Below are 18,604 nucleotides of genomic sequence, written 5' to 3' on the forward strand. Positions count from 1 at the left end.
AACAGAAAGGACAGACATATGGAACAGGAACAGCAGACACCGCACAAGAGGCGTGTACGTTACAAGGGAAAATACCCCAAGAAGTTTGAAGAGAAATATAAAGAACTTCAGCCGGAAAAATATCAGGATACGATCGAACATGTCATCAAAAAGGGAAATACGCCGGCAGGAATGCATATTTCCATTATGGTGCAGGAAATCCTTGATACCTTAAAGATCCAGCCGGGCGAGACCGGTTTTGATGCTACGTTAGGATATGGAGGGCATACAAAAGCAATGCTTGCCTGTCTGAACGGACAGGGGCATATCTATGCAACCGATGTTGACCCGGAGGAGTCCGCCAAGACGAAAAAGAGACTGGAAGAACTCGGGTACGGAGAGGATATCCTGACGATCCGGCTGCAGAATTTCTGTACGATCGATGAGATCGCAAAAGAAGTCGGCGGTTTTGATTTCATTTTAGCGGATCTGGGTGTATCTTCCATGCAGATCGACAATCCAAAGCGTGGATTTTCATTTAAGGTGGATGGCCCACTTGACCTGCGCTTAAATCAGGAAGCAGGAATCAGCGCGGCAGAACGTCTTGATACCATCACAAGGGAGGAACTTGCCGGAATGCTCTATGAAAATTCCGATGAACCTTACTGTGAGGAGCTTGCGAAGGCGATCACCGACGAGATACGAAAAGGCAACCGGATCGACACGACGACAAAATTGCGCGAAGTGATTGAAAAAACACTGGATTTTCTGCCGGAAAAAGAAAAAAAAGACACGATCAAAAAGACCTGTCAGCGTACATTTCAGGCACTCCGCATCGATGTGAACCGTGAGTTTGAGGTCTTATATGAATTCATGGAAAAACTGCCAGACGCCTTAAAACCAGGTGGACGTGTGGCGATCCTCACGTTTCATTCCGGGGAGGATAAACTGGTCAAAAAAGCATTAAAAGAAGGCTATCGGGCAGGAATTTATGCAGATTATTCAAAAGATGTTGTAAGACCGAGTGCACAGGAATGTGCACAGAATGGAAGAGCGCGGTCTACGAAGATGCGCTGGGCAGTCCGGGCATAGAAGATTTATTGGTGCTGATATGGTATCATGGATTGAAATAAAAAATGAATGCTCAGATCATGTCAATTACAAACTGGCATGGTTGAAAAAGAAAAAACTGGATGTTTTCGCGCATCCAGTTTTTTCTTATACTTCATAACATCAGGATCCGGAAAAAAATTGATACAGAGTAACTGTTTGAAAAACTGCGCAGAAATCAAACTGGTTGTCTGAAAAAGGAGAAAGTTAGTTATGAGTAATATAAATAATACAAAAGAGCAGTATGAATTAAATCGTGAACTGGCACAGATGTTAAAGGGTGGTGTCATCATGGATGTCACAAATGCCGGGCAGGCAAAGATCGCAGAGGCGGCAGGAGCATGTGCGGTTATGGCATTAGAGCGGATCCCGGCGGATATCAGAGCAGCGGGCGGCGTGGCAAGAATGAGTGATCCGAAGCTGATCAAAGAGATCCAGGGTGCAGTTTCCATTCCGGTTATGGCAAAATGCCGAATCGGTCATTTTGCGGAGGCACAGATCTTACAGGCATTAGAAATCGACTACATCGACGAGAGTGAAGTGCTTTCTCCGGCAGATGATGTTTACCACATTGACAAGACAAAATTTCAGGTGCCGTTTGTCTGCGGAGCAAAAAATTTAGGCGAGGCACTCAGAAGAATCGCTGAGGGCGCAGCGATGATCCGTACCAAAGGGGAGCCGGGAACCGGTGATGTGGTTCAGGCGGTACATCATATGAGACTGATCAACTCCGAGATCGCGGCAGTTGCGGCAAAGCGTGAGGATGAACTTTTTGAGGCGGCAAAACAGCTTCAGGTTCCATATGATCTTGTAAAATATGTGCATGACCACAAAAAACTTCCGGTTGTAAACTTTGCGGCAGGCGGTGTGGCAACTCCGGCAGATGCAGCATTGATGATGCAGCTTGGTGCCGAGGGCGTATTTGTAGGTTCGGGTATTTTTAAATCCGGCAATCCGGCAAAACGTGCAGCAGCAATCGTACAGGCAGTGACCAATTACAATGATGCAAAACTGATTGCAGAGTTATCTGAAGATTTAGGAGAAGCGATGGTTGGCATCAACGAGGATGAGATACAGCTGCTTATGGCAGAGCGTGGGAAATAAATTGCTCAGAAATGGAGATAAGTGTGAAAAATAAGATTTTTCACACGCAGGATTTATGCTTACGCACAAACTTGAGATGCGCAAAAAACAGCGCAAGAATGGAGATTATCATGTCAGAAAAAGTATCAATCGGAATCCTTGCGGTGCAGGGCGCATTTGCGGAGCATCAGGCGATGCTTGACGGGCTTGGTGCGGATACATTCCTGATCCGTCAGAAAAAGGATTTGGAAGAGGCTGTGCAGAATGGCAGACTGCAGGGGATCGTGCTTCCCGGAGGTGAAAGCACGGTACAGGGAAAACTGCTTAGAGACCTTGGCATGTCTGACCAGTTAAAAGAACTGATCGAAGCGGGTACACCGGTGCTTGCGACCTGCGCAGGGCTGATCCTTTTAGCAGAGCGTGTTTCCAACGATGACAGAGCGTATTTAAAAACCCTGCCGGTAAGCGTGAAACGCAACGCCTATGGTAGACAGCTCGGAAGCTTTGTCACGGATGCTGAGATCACACACGTTGGAACCTACCGGATGAATTTTATCCGTGCACCATACATTGATGAAATTTTAGATCCGCAGGTAGAGACATTGGCGATAGTGGATGGCGATACGGTAGCAGTCCGCTACAAAAACCAGCTTGCGCTCAGTTTTCACCCGGAAGTGAGTGAAGATGCAAGGGTGCACGCGTATTTCTTAAATGAAATCGTGCAGGGTGTATAAGAAAGAAAAAATTGGCGAAGTGAACGGAAAATGAAAGAGATTCATCCATTTTTACCGAAGTCTAATGGAGATTTAGAAGAGAATGGGCGAAAGCGTTATAAGGGATGAAGCCAATAGCCCACGAAAATGAAAAAATCAGGGCGAAAACAGGAGAACAGAAGATGGTTTCGCCCGAAAAGACTGTGAAAATGTTAAAAAGAAAGAAGAAATGGGCGAAAGGGACTTGAACAAAGGAACTTTCGCCCATTATATATTGAGGATAATATCGGTGTAGAAATGGTAATTAGTGTGAAAGCGTTTTTTCATGAAAAACCACCGAAAGAAAGGAGAAAAAATGAACTGATGAGCAGCCTTCCCGTCCCGAAGGCGGTTGCAAAGATGGCGATCCCGAGTGTGATCAGCAGTCTGGTAACAGTTGTATACAACATGGCGGATACTTTTTTCGCCGGACAGACCGGCGATCCGCTGCAGGTGGCGGCAGTCAGCCTGACAAACCCGATCTTTATACTGTTTATGGCATTTGCCAACATGTTTGGAATGGGCGGCAGTGCGGCTGCATCCATGGCGATGGGAGAGAAAAATGAAAAAAGAATGAAACAGGTATCCGCGTTTGTGACATATGCATCCCTGGTCGTCGGTGTAGCACTTGCAGTCATTTTAATGGTATTTATGACGCCAGTTTTAAATATGTTCGGAGCAAACGAGCAGACGTTTCTCTATGCAAAAGGATACACTTTTCACATTGCATACGGGGCGCCGTTTATCATCTGGTCGGCAGCGGCAAGCTTTGTTGTGCGCGCGGAGGGTGTAAGTAAGGAGGCAATGATCGGCAGTATGATCGGCACCGTCGCCAATATCGTGTCAGATCCGGTGTTGATCAGCGGTATGGGAATGGGAGCTGCGGGAGCCGCAGTTGCGACGACAATCGGAAATATTTTGGCAAGCATCTATTACCTGTGGTATTTTTTAAAGAAAAGTAAATATTTTTCCATTTCCATCCAATATTTTACCTGCAAAGACGGCATTTTGAGCGGAGTGTGTGACCAGCAACATATTGTCGGCTGTTTTATGGATGAGAATCAGAAGATGGATTGAAAGACGGTAAGATCGGGCGTATAATAAAGGTGAACGAGCAATTTTGAAACCGACAGTTATGAAAATTAGTAGGATGAATTTCGTATTTGTCGCATATTATCTCAACTGTAAAAATTGGCATATTGAATTGCAGATTTGCCGTATGATGAATCTTGGGTATAAAAGACCTATGGGGATGGAGGGGAGGAGCGTTATGATCGGTGGCGTGGATGGATACAAATGGAATATCACAGATTTCTATGATAATAATTTAAATCAGCGGAATAATGTTAATAATAAAGATGAACTGGGACAGAAAGGCGCAGTCGATAAATCTAAGACCACAGAGTGCCAGACCTGTAAAAACCGCAAATATGTTGATGGCTCTAACGAAGCGAATGTTTCCTTTAAAAATGCTGCGCATATTTCACCGGAAGCGGCATCTTCTGCTGTCCGGGCACATGAGGGGCAGCATGTTTCCAATGCGTATCACAAAGCTGCCACGCAAAACGGCGAAGTGGTATCTGCATCCGTCAGAGTCCAGACATCGGTCTGCCCGGAATGTGGCCGTTCTTATATTTCCGGTGGTGTGACGGACACACAGATCAGATATTATAATGAGTCGAATCCATACCAGCAGGATTTAAAACAGACAGACGGAATTAAACTGCGTGGGGCAAACGTGGACGAGATTGGCTAGATTTTTCGTACGAAAGCCCCGGCTTGAAAACAATATAAGAATGGAGAATTTTATGTGTACAGCAGCAACTTACCTGACGAAAGACTTTTATTTTGGAAGAACATTAGATTATGAATTTTCTTATGGCGAGGAAATCGCGGTGACACCGCGGAATTATCCATTTCATTTCCGTCACACGGAAAATCTGGAAAAACATTATGCGATCATTGGCATGGCGCACATGGCAGGAGATTATCCGCTTTATTATGATGCGGTGAACGAAAAAGGCGTCGGCATGGCGGGACTTAATTTTGTCGGCAATGCATATTATCATAAGGAAGAAAGCGGTAAAAAAAATGTGGCATCCTTTGAATTTATTCCATGGGTGCTTGCGCAGTGCGCAACGTTAGATGAGGTGCGGGAGCTGATTGCAGATTTAAATATTGTGGATACGCCGTTCAGTGAAAATCTGCCGTCCGGCATGCTACACTGGATCATCTCAGATAAGAGTGGATCGATTACAGTAGAATCCATGAAAGACGGACTGCATATCCATGAAAATCCGGTTGGTGTCCTGACAAACAATCCGCCATTTGAGCAGCAGATGTTTATGCTGAATAATTACATGGGACTGTCACCAAAACAGCCGGAAAATCATTTTACGGATAAACTGGATCTGAATATGTACAGTCGTGGCATGGGAGCATTAGGACTGCCGGGTGATCTTTCATCAGCTTCCCGTTTTGCGAGAGTCGCGTTTACAAAAATGAACGCAGTTTCTGACGATTCCGAGGAGGAGAGTGTGGCACAGTTTTTCCATATCTTAGGATCTGTCGACCAGCAGAGAGGCTGCTGCGAGGTATCCGATGGAAAATATGAGATCACGATCTACACCTCCTGCTGTAATGCAAGCCGTGGAATTTATTACTACACCACATATTCCAACAGCCAGATCACGGCGGTGGACATGCACAGAGAAGATCTTGACGGAAGTGTTCCGGTGCATTATCCAATGCTCACAAAACAACAGATCCTGTGGCAGAATTAATCTGGTATCATAGGATACTTACATTCTTTTAAAACAAATTCACAAAAATTTCTTACGGCAGGCGGCATAAACGCCTGCCGGTCATGAATCATATACAGATTACGCTCCCATACAGGCGCACTGATCTGCAGAATCTTCACATCCAGCTTTAATAAAAGATCCATATAAGGAACGACGGCAATGCCAAAACCCTGTGCAGTGAGTCCCGCAATCACCTCGGCTTCCTCTGTCTCATAGGCAATCTGCGGTACTGCATTGATCTGTGAAAACAGATGGTCCACAACGGCACGCATACCGGAACCGTGGGAAAAATAAATCTGTGGATAGATGAGCGTTTCCGTCAATGCAACGGACTGTTTTGCTGCCAGTGGGTGATGGTCTGGAACGATAAGTACCAGATCCTCGTGGGTGATCGGCACAGTGTCTAACGATTCTGTCTCCGGCGGCATGGAACAGAAAATCAGATCATAATCCCTTGCCGAGAGACCGTTGACAAGATCGCCGGTCGAGCCGGTATGAAATGTAAAACGCACATCATGCTCAGGATGGGATGCCAGATAACGCGCGGCAAGCTGCGGAATGAAACTGACACCGAGGGAACGCAGCATGCCAAGCCGGATCAATCCGTCACCGCGTGCGCTCCGCTGCAGGGATGAAACTCCGGAATCCAATGTGGCAAGCGTGCGGTTTACGCAGATTAAAAACTCTTCCCCAAAACTTGTGAGTGTAGTATTGCGTCCGCTTTTTTCAAAAAGTGCCACGCCAAGTTCTGCCTCCAACTGCGAGATCGCATGGCTTAAACTCGGCTGTGTGATACAAAGTTCATGTGCAGCCTTTGTGTAGTGCTGCATTTTTGCTAAAGTTACAAAATAACGAAGCTGGAATAAGTTCATGGCAATCCTCCTTGTTTTGCGAAGCAAAATCCGAGCCCAATGGCGAGGAGAGGATTTTCCTTCCTGTTTTGCTCATTTTATCACGATTAATAGATACTGTCTATCGAACTATAAAAACTATTGATTTGTTAAATGAATTAGAAAGGTGTAAAGTGTTTCTGAAATTTGGGGATGGCCATAAATGCAGAAGCAGGACTTCTGTAAAAACATCCCCGGGAGGAAATATTTAAAATGAAAGAAACAGAAATACAGAAAGAAAAATCCCGCCGCACGGTCCGCGGGGAACTTGCACTCATGGTCGCAGTTGCCATCAACAGTCTTGGTGTTGTACTGATGCTGCATTCCGGTGCAGGCATCTCGGCAATATCAAGCGTGCCGTATGCATTTTCCGAAGTTTTCACACGCGTATCGCTTGGAACCTGGACTTATATATTTCAGGGACTTCTGGTGCTAAGTCTCATGATCCTGCGGAAAAAATTTGTGCCGCAGTATCTGTTCAGTTTTGTAGTGGGATTTGCATTCAGCGAATTATTGGATGTGCATGAGAGCTGGATCAATGTTTTGCCGCTGACGCCGGGATATCGTGTAATCTATTTTCTGATCAGTTATATTTTGCTCTGTATTGGAATTGCTTTGTCGAACCGATGCAAACTGCCGATCATACCGACGGATTTATTCCCGAGAGAATTGTCGGATATCACATCCGTTACCTATTCTAAGATCAAAGTTGGATTTGATGTTACCTGCCTTGCCGTGACAGCCGGACTGACCTTTGCATTTTTAGGACATCTTGACGGCCTTGGGATCGGAACTATTTTAGCCGCATTTACTATGGGAAAAGTGATCGGACTGATCGGAAAATGGATGGACAGACATGCCTGCTTTGTATCGTTCATGACACAAAGACAGACAGCCTGAACTAGTGTAATGTATCATTCACATTTCGTATAATTACTTACCTGAATTTTCATCTGCTGTGGCAAATGAAAATTACAAATTTTTCTCAAATGCTTCCACTGCCTTTGCATCTAAGATAGAGGTGCAATGTGGGCAGCGGCAGGCATCGATCGCAATCTCACTTTTACACATCGGACAGATCTTAGTTGGCTTTTTCTCTTCCGGCGCATCTTCTTTGACCGCTAATTTCGAAGCAGCGGTATTTAACGCTTTCACCAGTATAAATACAACAAAAGCCATGATCAGGAAATTCATCACAGCAGTCAGAAACTTTCCGTAATTCAATGTGACATCCCCAACAATATTCCAGTGCAGCTTGTCAAAATTCATGCCACCGAAAATTCCAAGAAACGGGTTGATAATATCCTCGACCAGTGACGACACAATACTTGTAAAAGCACCGCCGATAATAATACCGACAGCCATGTCCATCCGAATCGAACCCATCCACATAATTATATCGGCTCAAAATCCCCCCACAAGACTGTTCATAACAAAAAAGTGTGTTATAATCAAAAACAGGAAATAATTTGAATACAAAAAGAAATAGATAACACAAAAAACAGCAAAAATAGAAGCAAAAAAGAAGGTGTGACACACATGACAATGCAGGAAGCGGTCATAAAAAATATTGATACGGATTACTCGTACCAGCTTGCAAAACGGATGGAGCAGTTTCGCTCAAACGAAAAACTCGGTTACCGTCCTGCGGGTTCGAAGGCAGAATTCCTGACAGGGGAAATGTTAAAGGATGAGATGCAAAAACTTGGACTGTCGGATGTATGTAAAAATGCGGTTACCGTGGATGGCTGGGAGTTTAAAAATGCGGAGCTTACGTTTGAAACGAAAGAGGGAAAAAGGCATACCGCATTGCTCGGGGCATATCAGACAGATTTTGTAACGGACGGTGAGCAGGCATTTTCCCTGATGTATCTTGGAAAGGGAACAGAAGCGGATTATGAAGGGAAAGATGTAACCGGAAAACTGGTGTTAGTGGATATCAACCAGAGAGATGAGTGGTGGATCAATTATCCGGTTTATCAGGCACATTTAAAAGGTGCGGCGGCAGTGATCGCTGTGCAGTGTGGCGGTTATGGAGAAGTCGATGCGAAGGCACTCAACGCACAGGATATCGCCGGACCGGAGGATGCACCGGCATTTTCCATCTCAAGGGAGGATGCTGCATTATTGCGGGAACTGCTGGATGGAGAGAAAGAAGCAACCGTATGGTTGAAAGCCGACAGCCGGGTAAAACGTGACTGCACGACTTATAACATTTCAGGCTGTATTCCGGGAAAACACCCGGAGCGCATGGTATTGTTGTCTGCACACTATGACTCCTATTTCAGTGGATTTCAAGATGATAATACGGCAGTCGCCATGATGTTTGGCATTGCAAAAACGCTGATTGAAAGCGGATTCAAGCCGAACAACACGATCGTGTTCTGTGCGATGGCGGCAGAGGAATGGGGCGTTGTTGATTCCAACTTTGACTGGTCGACCGGAGCTTACGAGCAGATTTTTACCGCACATCCGGAATGGGTCGGAAAAGTGATCGCAGATCTGAATTTTGAGCTGCCGGCGCTGGCACACGGCACGCGTGCAAGAATCCGCTGCTGTTATGAATATGTACATTATATAAAAGAATATTTAGACGGACTTCCGGAACTGACAAAGGCTTATCCTGAGATGACAAGCATGACGGCACCGATCGAAACCTGGTCAGATGATTTTTCGATGGCAATCGCAGGAATCCCTTCCATGGTCAATGATTTTACCGGCGGAAGTTTCATGGAAACACATTACCATTCCCAGTTTGATAATGATGATTTTTATGATGAGGCGGTTTACCGGCTGCACCATGAGCTGTTCACACTGCTGATCTTAGCACTGGATGACACGGCAGTTGTGCCGCTTGATTTTACACCGGTTTTAGAGCGTGTGATCGCGGGAGACAGCAGGATTGTGACCGCTGCGGAAGAAATATTGTCACAGACAAAGAAAAATCAGATTGGGCAGGAACAGATTGCCACAGCCGCCAAAAAATTAATTCAGGTAACAGAAGAGGCACAGAAAAAAGAAAAACAGTCTTACGACCAGACTGCCGCAATCAATGCCCGCTACCACATGCTTCTTGCAAATGGTAATATGGAAGAGGCAGAGCAGCTTTTTGTGGAAAACAGAAGCAGGGAGGCAAAACTGCTTGCAAAGTTTAAGCAGGAGCAGGATTGTTTTGTCCGTATTGACTGGTATGGAGAGGTATTTTTCCCACACGAGATCCTGTGGAAAAATATTGGCTTGCTGCAGGATACCATAGATGCTTTAGAACAGTCTGATGTGGATAAAGCACTGGAAAAAATTTATCAGGTGGATAACAATGCATATGCGTTTATGTTTGATGAATATGTCTACCGCCATTTTACGGATTATGTGTTCAACCAGCCGAAGGAGCGTTTAAAATGGGGTTATGGCCGGTTGTTAGAGCATGAGGATCTCTACCATGTGGTAAAATGTCTGCTGAAGAAAAGAAAAGAGGCGGACACGGACTATCGGGAAGAATTGCATTACCTGAAGGAATGTTATAATAAACAGACCGGACGTTTATTGGGTACGTTAAAAGAAATCAGTCAGACAATACAGGAAATGTTTTGATATAATAAAAGCAATCGCTCAGACAATACAGGAAATGTTTTGATACAATAAAAGGGGATAAGAAAAATATGAAATCGGACAAATTATACCGGGTAGAGCGTGAAGATCTGCCAAAATTAGAACAGCTGTTATACCGTTGTTTTGCGCACGATCCACTTTATGAAACGCTGATCCCGGATGCCGAAGTAAGAAAACGGCTGATGCCGGAATTATTTCAATGTGATATGGATGAATTTTATGAGACATGTGAGATTTTTGCGGACAGTAAAGAATTAAACAGTATTCTTGTTGTGTCGGATGAAGCGGAACATATCAATATGTTTCATTTTTTCCTGACGGAGTCGTGGGCGACGATCCATACGGATGCATATTTGATCAAAGAAGATCCGACACTTGCAACGTTCCACAATTTTATCAAGGGTGGAGATTACCTGAACTCGAGCTGGACTGATCAGCTGCATCAGACACAGAGGCTTCATATCATTTATCTGGCAGTCGATCCGGATATGCAGCATCATGGAATTGCAGCCAAACTGTTAGATGAGACGATCGCATATGCGCAGGAACACCACATGATGATCTCATTGGAAACACACAATGAAAAAAATGTTGATTTTTATAAAAATTTTGGATTTCAGGTGTATGGCATTGTGGAGAAGAATTTCCCATTGAAACAATATTGCCTGATCCGGGAATATCAGTAGGAAAATGACGGGATACTGCAGAAAGAGTGTTCCGTCATTTCTTTTTTATTATTTGGACTAATGAAAAAAATGATTCGTCCGATATAAAGACTAGAAAGCGAATTTCAAGGAAGAAAGGAGATGCCATTATGCGAGTAGAAGCTTATAATCAGGTGGCACAACTTTACAATAGAGAGAAAACGCAGAAAGTGCAGAACACAAAACAGATGAGCACCGGACGCGATGAAGTGCAGATCTCTTCTATGGGACGTGATTACCAGATCGCAAAGCAGGCAGTGGCAGATGCTTCGGATATCAGGGAAGATAGAGTCGCACAGCTTAAGGAAAGGTTGGACTCTGGTAATTATAACGTGGATATGAATGATTTCGCGAATAAGTTATTAGAAAAGTACAATGCTTTAGTAAAGTAAAAGTGAGGATGAATCTGTGGCTAGTTTAATGGAAGAGCTTTTGGATGTGCTGGGTAAAGAAGAGAAGCAGTATCAGGAACTGATCACACTTGCGACTGAAAAAACAGACGCAGTGGTGCAGGGCAATATCGAACATCTTACGGATGTTACGACGAGAGAGCAGGATGCTGCGAGCGTGCTTCTTAATCTTTCCAATAAAAGAAACCGTGTCCTGACGGATATGGCGACTGTCCTTGGTCAGAGTCCGGAAGAGATGACAATCACAAAGATGATCGGATATCTTAACAAGCAGCCAAAAGAACAGGAAGCACTTACCAGACAGCGTGACAGGCTGCTTGAGGCCGGTGCTAAGATGCAGCAGCTAAACAGACAGAATGAAGCACTTTTAAAACAGGCATTGGAGATGGTGGAATTTGACCTTACCTTGCTAAGAAGCACGCGGCAGGCACCTGAGACTGCCAACTATGATAAAAACGCTTACAATACGGGCGATATCTTAGGAAGCAGCGGATTCGACGCAAAGCAATAGTAAAAGCAGGGAGGAACTACCATGGCAAATGGTTTTGGAAGTATGTTTATCGGCGTAGCCGGTTTACAGAGCAGTCAGAATGCACTTAACGTAACATCAAACAACCTGGCGAACTTAGATACAACAGGATATGTGCGTCAGAGCGTTTTGTTTGCAGACCGTGACTATGTCACATTTAATACAACAGCAGCAATCAGCAATCAGCAATCCGGTCTTGGTGTAACGATCGGAGATGTTGTCCATTCAAGAGATGTATTCTTAGATCGGTTATACCGTACGGAATCAAGCCGTCAGTCTTTTTATGCATCGACTAGTGAGGCACTGACAGAAGTGCAGAACTATTATCAGGAATTAGAGGGACAGGCTTTTCAGGATGCATTAACCGATTTCTGGGGCTCATTTCAGGAGCTATATAAATACCCGGAGGATAGCGTATATCAGAATCTTGTTGTTCAGAAGGCACAGCTTTTTACCAGCAGATCAAGTGCTGTTTATTCTGGACTGAAGAGTTATCAGTATAATATCAATTCACAGATTTCCGATGACATTGATCAGGTCAATGAACTTGGAAAGACGATCAGTGAACTGAATCTGCAGATCCAGAAGATCGAGGCAGGAAATATTGAGACTGCAATGACACTGCGTGATGCGAGAGATTTAGCACTGGATGAGTTAGCAAGTCTCGTTGATATCTCCTATAAAGAAGAAGTAAACGGTGTTGTGCGCGTCAGCGTGGAGGGCAACGAGTTTGTCAATGAGAACGGCTACTATAAAGTAGAAAAACAGACGGACAAAGCGACAGGATTTGTGACACCATACTGGTCTCATCTGTCAGATCCGGACAAGGGTGAGTATACCTATCTGTTTAATTTTAACCGTGATATTTCCACGGAAAATAAAAACGATATGGGAGAGATCAAAGCTCTTGTGCTTGCGAGAGGAGATAAAGTTGCCAATTACAAGGATATTCTTGGAGTGGACGGCAAGACTTATGATGATACGACAGGCATGTCGGTTATGCTCCGTGCAGAAGCACAGATGGATCAGCTGTTCCATGGAATTGCAACAGCGATCAACGATATTTTATGCCCGAATACGGAAGCATCGAATTATATCACAGGCCTGACAGGAAATAATTCCGTTACCATGACGGATGCAGATGGCAATACTTATACGGTAACAGCAAATACAAAGATCTTAGATGCAGATAAATGCGCAGTGGGATCAGATGGGAAACTGCCACCACAGGAGTTATTTACAAGACTTGGAACGGAACGTTATACGGAGGTTTCCTATACAGATCCGGCTTCTGGTGAGACAAAGACCTATTATTTATACAATGAAGAAGATCCGGCTGATACAACAAAGCAGTACACGATGGGAAGTACAAGTGTGAACAGCGCATTGATCACAGATGAAACACTACTTCCACATTTACGGCAGAATGGAGACGTGGACCAGTCCCTGATGGCGACACTTGCAGCAGTGTGGGATAAAGAAAGCCTTACAGTCAATCCGAATGACACAAAGGCATACAGCTTTAAGGACTATTATGCAGCTATGATCGGAGAGGTTGCTACCTACGGAAATGTATACAATTCTACTGCAACAAACCTTTCCCAGACGGTACAGTCAGTTGATAACCAGAGACAGCAGGTAATCGGAGTTTCTTCGGATGAAGAACTGACTTATATGATCAAATACCAGAACGCATACAATGCATCCAGCCGTTTTATTAATGTGATTAATGAGATGATCGAGCATCTGATCACACAGCTTGGATAGCAGCATAGGAGGTTAACATGCCATCAACATTTTTTGGATTAACGATTGCATCTTCAGGATTAAGTGCATATCAGGTTGCCTTAAATACGAGTGCAAATAATATATCGAATGTACAGACAAAAGGATACAGCAAACAGCAGGCAAACCGTGTTGCTTCCGAGTCTATTCGTGCCTATGCAAAATACGGCAGTATGGGAACCGGTGTTACGACCGAGTCCGTAAAACAGCTTCGCAACCAGTATTATGACAACAAATACTGGTACAACCAGTCATCTGTCGGTTTATATGAGACGAAGCTCAATTACCTGAAGCAGATTGAAAATTATTTTATTGATGATGATTCTTCCAAAGGTTTTTCAACAATCTTAAACACGATGTTTAATGACTTAGACACTTTAAAGAACAATGCCGGAGATGTGAATACACGTCAGCAGTTTATCGGAAGTGCCCAGAACTTTGCAACATTCTTTAACAGCGTTGCATCCGGTCTGGGAGATATTCAGAATAATGCCAATGAGGAAATCAAGTCCACGGTACAGAATATCAATTCCATTGCAGAGAAGATCGCAAGTTTAAACCACCAGATCAACGTCATTGAAATTCAGGGTGGTTATGCGAACGAACTGCGTGACCAGAGAGCCTTACTGATCGATGAGCTATCCAAGATTGTTCCGACAGAGGCAGAGGAACTTCCGGTACAGAACTCAAACGATCCGGAACTGCCGACAGGAGCTAATTACTTTACAGTTAAGATCGGTGGTCAGGTACTGGTAGATACCTACGATTATGAAACATTAAAATGTGTTGCAAGGGAAAATAAAGTAAACCAGTCCGATATGGACGGTTTATATGATGTTAAATGGGAGAAAACCGGCAACAGCTTCAAAGCTGGCGCAAGTTCCATGTCAGGTACCTTAAAGGCATTGTTTGATATCCGTGATGGCAACAACGGAGAGAACTTTACCGGTGAGGCAAGAGTGATCGACAGCAAACATGTGAAAGTAGTCAGTCCTTCCATCACAGATATTGAGGCAATGACAGTGCCGGAGAGCGGTACACTCACCATTTACGGAAAAGATTACAATTATACGAATTTTACATTTGAGACGGATGCCAATGGCAAGATCACATCCTATACTTTCGAACTTGAGGACGCATTAAGCCAGCAGCAGTCCAATAAGGTAGACGGTATGCAGGCATCCATCGGAAGCTCTGTTGATACCATGGGTGTTCCGTATTACATGTCACAGATGAATCAGTTTTTACGTTCTTTCTGTTCTTTATTTAATGATATCATGTTAAAAGGACAGGATTTAGACGGAAATGCAACAGACTATTATTCTTTCTTTACCGGTGCAGATCAGGTGACCGGTGAGGAATATGTATTAGGAAAGAGCGATAAGAATCATGGAAACACGACAGACTGCGGCGCAAGCTCCTATTACAAACTGACAGCATCCAATATCTGTGTATCTTCCATTTGTGTAAAAGATTCTTCCAAACTGGCTGCACAGTATAAGGCAGATACAGAGGAAGGTGTAGATAAGTATAAACTGGTGGAAGATCTGGCAAAATTAAAGAGTGATACGGTTTTATTCCGTGCAGGAAATGCATCAGGATTCCTGAAATGTATGATTTCTGATATCTCCATTGATACACAGCAGTCTACGATCTTCAGCAACAATTATACAAATATACAGGCGGCGCTTGAGACACAGAGAATGTCTGTTTCCGGTGTGGATGAGGATGAGGAAGCACTTGATCTGATCAAGTTCCAGAATGCCTACAATTTATCATCTAAAATGATCTCAGTTATGGCAGAAGTATATGACAAACTGATCGAGGAAACCGGAGTATAAACGGATTTATAACAGGAGGAAATGGCAATGCGTATTACAAATAATATCATATTGCATAATACATCCATTAATATCAATGGAAATAAAGGAAATGTGGACACACTGAACAATCAGATGACCAGCCAGAAAAAAATACAGCGTCCTTCCGATGACCCGGTAACGGCGATCCGTGCACTCCGTCTGCGCAGTACCTTAAGCGAGATCGACCAGTACTACGAGAAGAACATTCCAGATGCAGAGTCATGGTTAGATGTAACAGAGACTGCGATCACCAGTATGCAGGAAGTAATCAAGACGATCCGTACCCAGTGCGAATACGGTGCCCAGGATTCCCTGACAACAGACAACCGGAAAACAATCCTGACACAGCTGGAAAAACTTCGTGACAAAGTATATGCAGAGGGAAATGCAGACTATGCCGGCAGAACAGTATTTACCGGATACCGCACAAATAAAAAGCTGACATTCACGGAAGACGAACAAAAGACTTCATACGAGATCGACCAGAAGATGTCGTATGCTGATCTGCAGGAACACCGGTATTATGGAAATGATGTTACAGTTCCGGGAAATCAGGCAGATGTGTTAGATGGCACAAAGATCGCCTCTCCAACCCAGGCTGCTTATAATAGAATCCGTCTTGGTTATGACAGCATTGACAGTCTGGATGTGACAGATGCAACAGGAACTACCACGAAAACCTCTGCAAATGGAAGTACAGTAACCATTGATTATAATTATACGGATGCGGCAGGTGCGAAGCAGACTGGAAATATGAACGTCACGGTATACGATTCTTATGATAAATGGTTAGAAGCATCCACGAAAACACCAAAATCATATGACATTGCAGATGGTGAGGCAGTGCTGATCCGTAATACCGGAGAAATGGTATTCAGCAAAACAGCAGCAGATACACTTTCCACTAATAAAGCATCTCTTGATATTTCCTATACAAAGACCGGATTTACAAATGGTGAACTTCGTCCGGAATATTATTACAACTGCACAAATATTACAGATACGAACAATAAGTTAAAGTATGAGAAATATGATAAAGATGGCAATCAGATCTATCAGGATATCGATTATGTAGTGGCAGCAAACCAGACACTTACTGTCAATACAGAGGCATCAAATGTATTTGATCACGGACTCAGCAGGGATGTGGATGAGCTGATCGATGCGGTACAGCGTTCGCTTGACGCAGAACAGAAAGTGACAGATTTAAATGCCATGAAGAAAATGCAGGAATATTCTTCCGATGACTGTCAGGCAAAATTAGAAGAGTGGATCGCGGCAGCCGAAAAAGAGCGTGATTATGCAAATGATAATATGCAGAAACTTTATAACAGCTACATCGGAAACTGTGACAAATACCTGAACAAAGTGAATCTTGCATTAACGGATGTCGGAAGTAAAGGACAGAGCCTTGCTCTGACCAAAAACCGTATGTCAAATGAGCAGGAGACTATGGAAGAGCTGAAGTCTAAGAACGAAGATCGTGAACTCTCTGATATTATTTTGGAATATACAGCGGCATATACTGCTTATCAGTCATCACTGCAGGCAGCATCTAAGGTGAATCAGGTGACACTGCTCAGCTATCTGTAAATTATATTAACAGCAGAAATAACGGCAATATTCTTAGAATACATGTCGTGACCATACAGATTGCATCAGGAGGAAAAGGGAATGAAAGCAAATACAAGGCTTTTTGGGGAGATAGATATTGACGAGGAGAAGATCATTACTTTAGAGAATGGAATGATCGGATTCCCGGATTTAAGAAAGTTTACCCTGATTTTTGATAAGGAAAAAGAGAGAACACCGTCCTCAATCATGTGGTTTCAGTCCATGGACGAACCGGAAATTGCATTTCCGGTCATGCATCCGAATGAGATCAAACCTGATTATGCACCATCGGTAAGCGATGAGATGCTGACGCCACTTGGAGATCTTACAGAGGATAATACCTACATACTTGTAACGCTCACAGCAGCGGCGGATAAAAAAGATACGACTGTTAATCTGAAAGCACCGCTGGTGATCAATACAGACACCAGAAAAGGATGCCAGGTGATCGTCGAGGATGATTATCCGATCAAGTTTAATGTATATGAAGCTGTAAAAGGCAGAAAGAAAGCAGAGGAATAAAAATGCTGGCATTGACACGAAAAAAAGGTGAATCTCTGGTGGTAAACAATAACATTGAGATCACAGTGCTTGAAATCCGCGGAGATCAGGTAAAGATCGGCATATCAGCACCCAAAGAAGTGCCGATATACCGCAAGGAAGTATATCTTCAGATTCAGAATGAAAATAAGGCAGCTCTTAATATCGATGCGATCGCATCTTTAAAGGATCTGCTTTGAAAAATACCGGAGCTCATAATTCAGGATGATAGAATGACCGCAGCGCGTGATTTCTATTGATTCAGACAGAAAAATGCGGCTCCGGTATTAATTTTATCTGCGAAGAAACCGATATAAATTGCAGATTAGGTAAAAGTATGCGCATAGTTTGGAATATAACCGACAGGCGCAGATAGACACAGGGAAGTGCAGATTACAGCGGGAAGAAGCTGTGAATACCATGGAAACGGAGGTCAGGATCATGGGAGTTCAACGGATACAGGAAACATCGACAGCATCTTACGGCAAATCCGTAGAGGCAGCTGCAGCAGGAAATAGCAGTGCTGCAGGCAGCGGAAGTGCTACAGGCGGCACAACGCAGACAGTGGAGAACATCACGACTCCATGGAAGGCAGAAAACAAAAACAGTACGGATACCAAAAACAGTCTGAGTGCCAGAAACGACAAGGATGAGGAGCAGGAAACACTCGTAGGAGCAGGAAATAACACCCAGATCCGGAAAGCTGTAGAAGAGATCAATAAGAGAGCACACAATTCGGAAGCAGTCTTTGGCATCCACGATGCCACGAACCGCGTTATGATCAAGATCGTGGACAAGGACACCAAAGAAGTCTTAAAGGAATATCCGCCGGAGAAAACGCTTGACATGATCGCAAAAGTCTGGGAAGTCGCAGGACTTTTAGTGGACGAGAAAATGTAAACAAAGACAGTACAGTCTGTCTGCAGAGTATAT

General features: G+C 43.9%; 19 protein-coding genes. 17 read left to right on the forward strand and 2 right to left on the reverse strand.

The window, feature by feature from the left end:
* Positions 1-18: 18 nt before the first annotated feature.
* The 6 genes from rsmH (at position 19) to bsh (ending at position 5,707) form a co-directional block, all read left to right on the forward strand.
* Complete coding sequence (gene rsmH / locus H8S51_RS02185; protein WP_015559694.1) at positions 19-1,071, forward strand: 16S rRNA (cytosine(1402)-N(4))-methyltransferase RsmH; 1,053 nt, start codon at positions 19-21, stop codon at positions 1,069-1,071.
* Between the two features lie 231 nt (positions 1,072-1,302).
* Positions 1,303-2,193, forward strand: a complete 891-nt coding sequence (gene pdxS, locus H8S51_RS02190; protein WP_015559695.1) for a pyridoxal 5'-phosphate synthase lyase subunit PdxS — start codon at positions 1,303-1,305, stop codon at positions 2,191-2,193.
* Positions 2,194-2,303: 110 nt separating this feature from the next.
* Positions 2,304-2,906 carry a pyridoxal 5'-phosphate synthase glutaminase subunit PdxT gene (gene pdxT / locus H8S51_RS02195; protein ID WP_186899937.1) on the forward strand — a complete coding sequence of 201 codons (603 nt, stop codon included), beginning with the start codon at positions 2,304-2,306 and terminating at the stop codon, positions 2,904-2,906.
* A gap of 276 nt (positions 2,907-3,182) precedes the next feature.
* The gene (locus tag H8S51_RS02200) at positions 3,183-4,001 is read left to right on the forward strand and encodes an MATE family efflux transporter (protein ID WP_241070856.1); all 819 of its coding nucleotides are present in this window, start codon (positions 3,183-3,185) and stop codon (positions 3,999-4,001) included.
* A gap of 142 nt (positions 4,002-4,143) precedes the next feature.
* A complete protein-coding gene (locus tag H8S51_RS02205; protein WP_186899939.1) occupies positions 4,144-4,680 on the forward strand; it encodes a hypothetical protein in 537 nt (178 codons plus the stop codon).
* Positions 4,681-4,732: 52 nt separating this feature from the next.
* Complete coding sequence (gene bsh / locus H8S51_RS02210) at positions 4,733-5,707, forward strand: choloylglycine hydrolase (protein ID WP_172681930.1); 975 nt, start codon at positions 4,733-4,735, stop codon at positions 5,705-5,707.
* On the opposite strand, the gene H8S51_RS02215 is transcribed toward bsh, so the two are convergent.
* A complete protein-coding gene (locus H8S51_RS02215; RefSeq protein WP_186899940.1) occupies positions 5,704-6,600 on the reverse strand; it encodes a LysR family transcriptional regulator in 897 nt (298 codons plus the stop codon). The genes bsh and H8S51_RS02215 overlap by 4 nt on opposite strands.
* 231 nt (positions 6,601-6,831) lie before the next feature.
* Here H8S51_RS02215 and H8S51_RS02220 point away from each other — a divergent pair, with 231 nt between their 5' ends.
* A complete protein-coding gene (locus tag H8S51_RS02220; RefSeq protein WP_006857379.1) occupies positions 6,832-7,518 on the forward strand; it encodes a DUF6198 family protein in 687 nt (228 codons plus the stop codon).
* 72 nt (positions 7,519-7,590) lie between these two features.
* Here H8S51_RS02220 and mscL read toward each other — a convergent pair whose 3' ends face one another.
* Entirely contained in the window at positions 7,591-7,989 is a 399-nt protein-coding gene (gene mscL / locus H8S51_RS02225) for a large conductance mechanosensitive channel protein MscL (protein WP_241070857.1), read from the reverse strand.
* Positions 7,990-8,157: 168 nt separating this feature from the next.
* On the opposite strand from mscL, the gene H8S51_RS02230 reads away from it, so the two are divergent.
* From H8S51_RS02230 to H8S51_RS02275, 10 genes are all read left to right on the forward strand, one after another.
* Positions 8,158-10,209, forward strand: coding sequence for a M28 family peptidase (locus tag H8S51_RS02230; RefSeq protein WP_241070858.1), 2,052 nt, complete (start codon positions 8,158-8,160; stop codon positions 10,207-10,209).
* A 68-nt stretch (positions 10,210-10,277) separates the two neighbouring features.
* On the forward strand, positions 10,278-10,913 hold the full coding sequence (locus H8S51_RS02235; RefSeq protein ID WP_186899942.1) for a GNAT family N-acetyltransferase: 636 nt from the start codon (positions 10,278-10,280) through the stop codon (positions 10,911-10,913).
* Between the two features lie 128 nt (positions 10,914-11,041).
* Positions 11,042-11,323, forward strand: a complete 282-nt coding sequence (gene flgM / locus H8S51_RS02240) for a flagellar biosynthesis anti-sigma factor FlgM (protein WP_006857376.1) — start codon at positions 11,042-11,044, stop codon at positions 11,321-11,323.
* 28 nt (positions 11,324-11,351) lie between these two features.
* Complete coding sequence (locus tag H8S51_RS02245; protein ID WP_006857375.1) at positions 11,352-11,852, forward strand: flagellar protein FlgN; 501 nt, start codon at positions 11,352-11,354, stop codon at positions 11,850-11,852.
* 21 nt (positions 11,853-11,873) lie between these two features.
* Positions 11,874-13,637 carry a flagellar hook-associated protein FlgK gene (flgK, locus tag H8S51_RS02250; RefSeq protein WP_186899943.1) on the forward strand — a complete coding sequence of 588 codons (1,764 nt, stop codon included), beginning with the start codon at positions 11,874-11,876 and terminating at the stop codon, positions 13,635-13,637.
* 17 nt (positions 13,638-13,654) lie between these two features.
* Positions 13,655-15,496: a flagellar hook-associated protein FlgK gene (gene flgK, locus H8S51_RS02255; RefSeq protein ID WP_006857373.1), complete on the forward strand. Its 1,842-nt coding sequence runs from the start codon at positions 13,655-13,657 to the stop codon at positions 15,494-15,496.
* 21 nt (positions 15,497-15,517) lie between these two features.
* The gene (locus tag H8S51_RS02260) at positions 15,518-17,110 is read left to right on the forward strand and encodes a flagellin N-terminal helical domain-containing protein (protein ID WP_118772395.1); all 1,593 of its coding nucleotides are present in this window, start codon (positions 15,518-15,520) and stop codon (positions 17,108-17,110) included.
* Positions 17,111-17,191: 81 nt separating this feature from the next.
* Positions 17,192-17,653: a flagellar assembly protein FliW gene (gene fliW / locus H8S51_RS02265; RefSeq protein WP_006857371.1), complete on the forward strand. Its 462-nt coding sequence runs from the start codon at positions 17,192-17,194 to the stop codon at positions 17,651-17,653.
* A gap of 2 nt (positions 17,654-17,655) precedes the next feature.
* A complete protein-coding gene (gene csrA, locus H8S51_RS02270; protein WP_006857370.1) occupies positions 17,656-17,871 on the forward strand; it encodes a carbon storage regulator CsrA in 216 nt (71 codons plus the stop codon).
* A 241-nt stretch (positions 17,872-18,112) separates the two neighbouring features.
* Positions 18,113-18,571 carry a flagellar protein FlaG gene (locus H8S51_RS02275; protein WP_241070860.1) on the forward strand — a complete coding sequence of 153 codons (459 nt, stop codon included), beginning with the start codon at positions 18,113-18,115 and terminating at the stop codon, positions 18,569-18,571.
* Positions 18,572-18,604: the final 33 nt, after the last annotated feature.

This window comes from Roseburia rectibacter (assembly GCF_014287515.2).
GTDB classification, from domain to species: domain Bacteria; phylum Bacillota; class Clostridia; order Lachnospirales; family Lachnospiraceae; genus Roseburia; species Roseburia rectibacter.

Excerpts from the sequence above, each read along its gene's own strand:
- flgK (WP_186899943.1), top strand. The coding sequence starts at position 11,874 with ATGGCAAATGGTTTTGGAAGTATGTTTATCGGCGTAGCCGGTTTACAG.
- csrA (WP_006857370.1), top strand. The coding sequence starts at position 17,656 with ATGCTGGCATTGACACGAAAAAAAGGTGAATCTCTGGTGGTAAACAAT.
- rsmH (WP_015559694.1), top strand. The coding sequence starts at position 19 with ATGGAACAGGAACAGCAGACACCGCACAAGAGGCGTGTACGTTACAAG.
- H8S51_RS02260 (WP_118772395.1), top strand. The coding sequence starts at position 15,518 with ATGGCAATGCGTATTACAAATAATATCATATTGCATAATACATCCATT.
- H8S51_RS02215 (WP_186899940.1), bottom strand. The coding sequence starts at position 6,600 with ATGAACTTATTCCAGCTTCGTTATTTTGTAACTTTAGCAAAAATGCAG.
- H8S51_RS02245 (WP_006857375.1), top strand. The coding sequence starts at position 11,352 with ATGGAAGAGCTTTTGGATGTGCTGGGTAAAGAAGAGAAGCAGTATCAG.
- H8S51_RS02205 (WP_186899939.1), top strand. The coding sequence starts at position 4,144 with ATGATGAATCTTGGGTATAAAAGACCTATGGGGATGGAGGGGAGGAGC.
- bsh (WP_172681930.1), top strand. The coding sequence starts at position 4,733 with ATGTGTACAGCAGCAACTTACCTGACGAAAGACTTTTATTTTGGAAGA.
- H8S51_RS02200 (WP_241070856.1), top strand. The coding sequence starts at position 3,183 with ATGGTAATTAGTGTGAAAGCGTTTTTTCATGAAAAACCACCGAAAGAA.
- H8S51_RS02220 (WP_006857379.1), top strand. The coding sequence starts at position 6,832 with ATGAAAGAAACAGAAATACAGAAAGAAAAATCCCGCCGCACGGTCCGC.
- pdxS (WP_015559695.1), top strand. The coding sequence starts at position 1,303 with ATGAGTAATATAAATAATACAAAAGAGCAGTATGAATTAAATCGTGAA.
- H8S51_RS02235 (WP_186899942.1), top strand. The coding sequence starts at position 10,278 with ATGAAATCGGACAAATTATACCGGGTAGAGCGTGAAGATCTGCCAAAA.
- flgK (WP_006857373.1), top strand. The coding sequence starts at position 13,655 with ATGCCATCAACATTTTTTGGATTAACGATTGCATCTTCAGGATTAAGT.
- H8S51_RS02230 (WP_241070858.1), top strand. The coding sequence starts at position 8,158 with ATGACAATGCAGGAAGCGGTCATAAAAAATATTGATACGGATTACTCG.
- fliW (WP_006857371.1), top strand. The coding sequence starts at position 17,192 with ATGAAAGCAAATACAAGGCTTTTTGGGGAGATAGATATTGACGAGGAG.
- mscL (WP_241070857.1), bottom strand. The coding sequence starts at position 7,989 with ATGGACATGGCTGTCGGTATTATTATCGGCGGTGCTTTTACAAGTATT.
- flgM (WP_006857376.1), top strand. The coding sequence starts at position 11,042 with ATGCGAGTAGAAGCTTATAATCAGGTGGCACAACTTTACAATAGAGAG.
- pdxT (WP_186899937.1), top strand. The coding sequence starts at position 2,304 with ATGTCAGAAAAAGTATCAATCGGAATCCTTGCGGTGCAGGGCGCATTT.
- H8S51_RS02275 (WP_241070860.1), top strand. The coding sequence starts at position 18,113 with ATGGGAGTTCAACGGATACAGGAAACATCGACAGCATCTTACGGCAAA.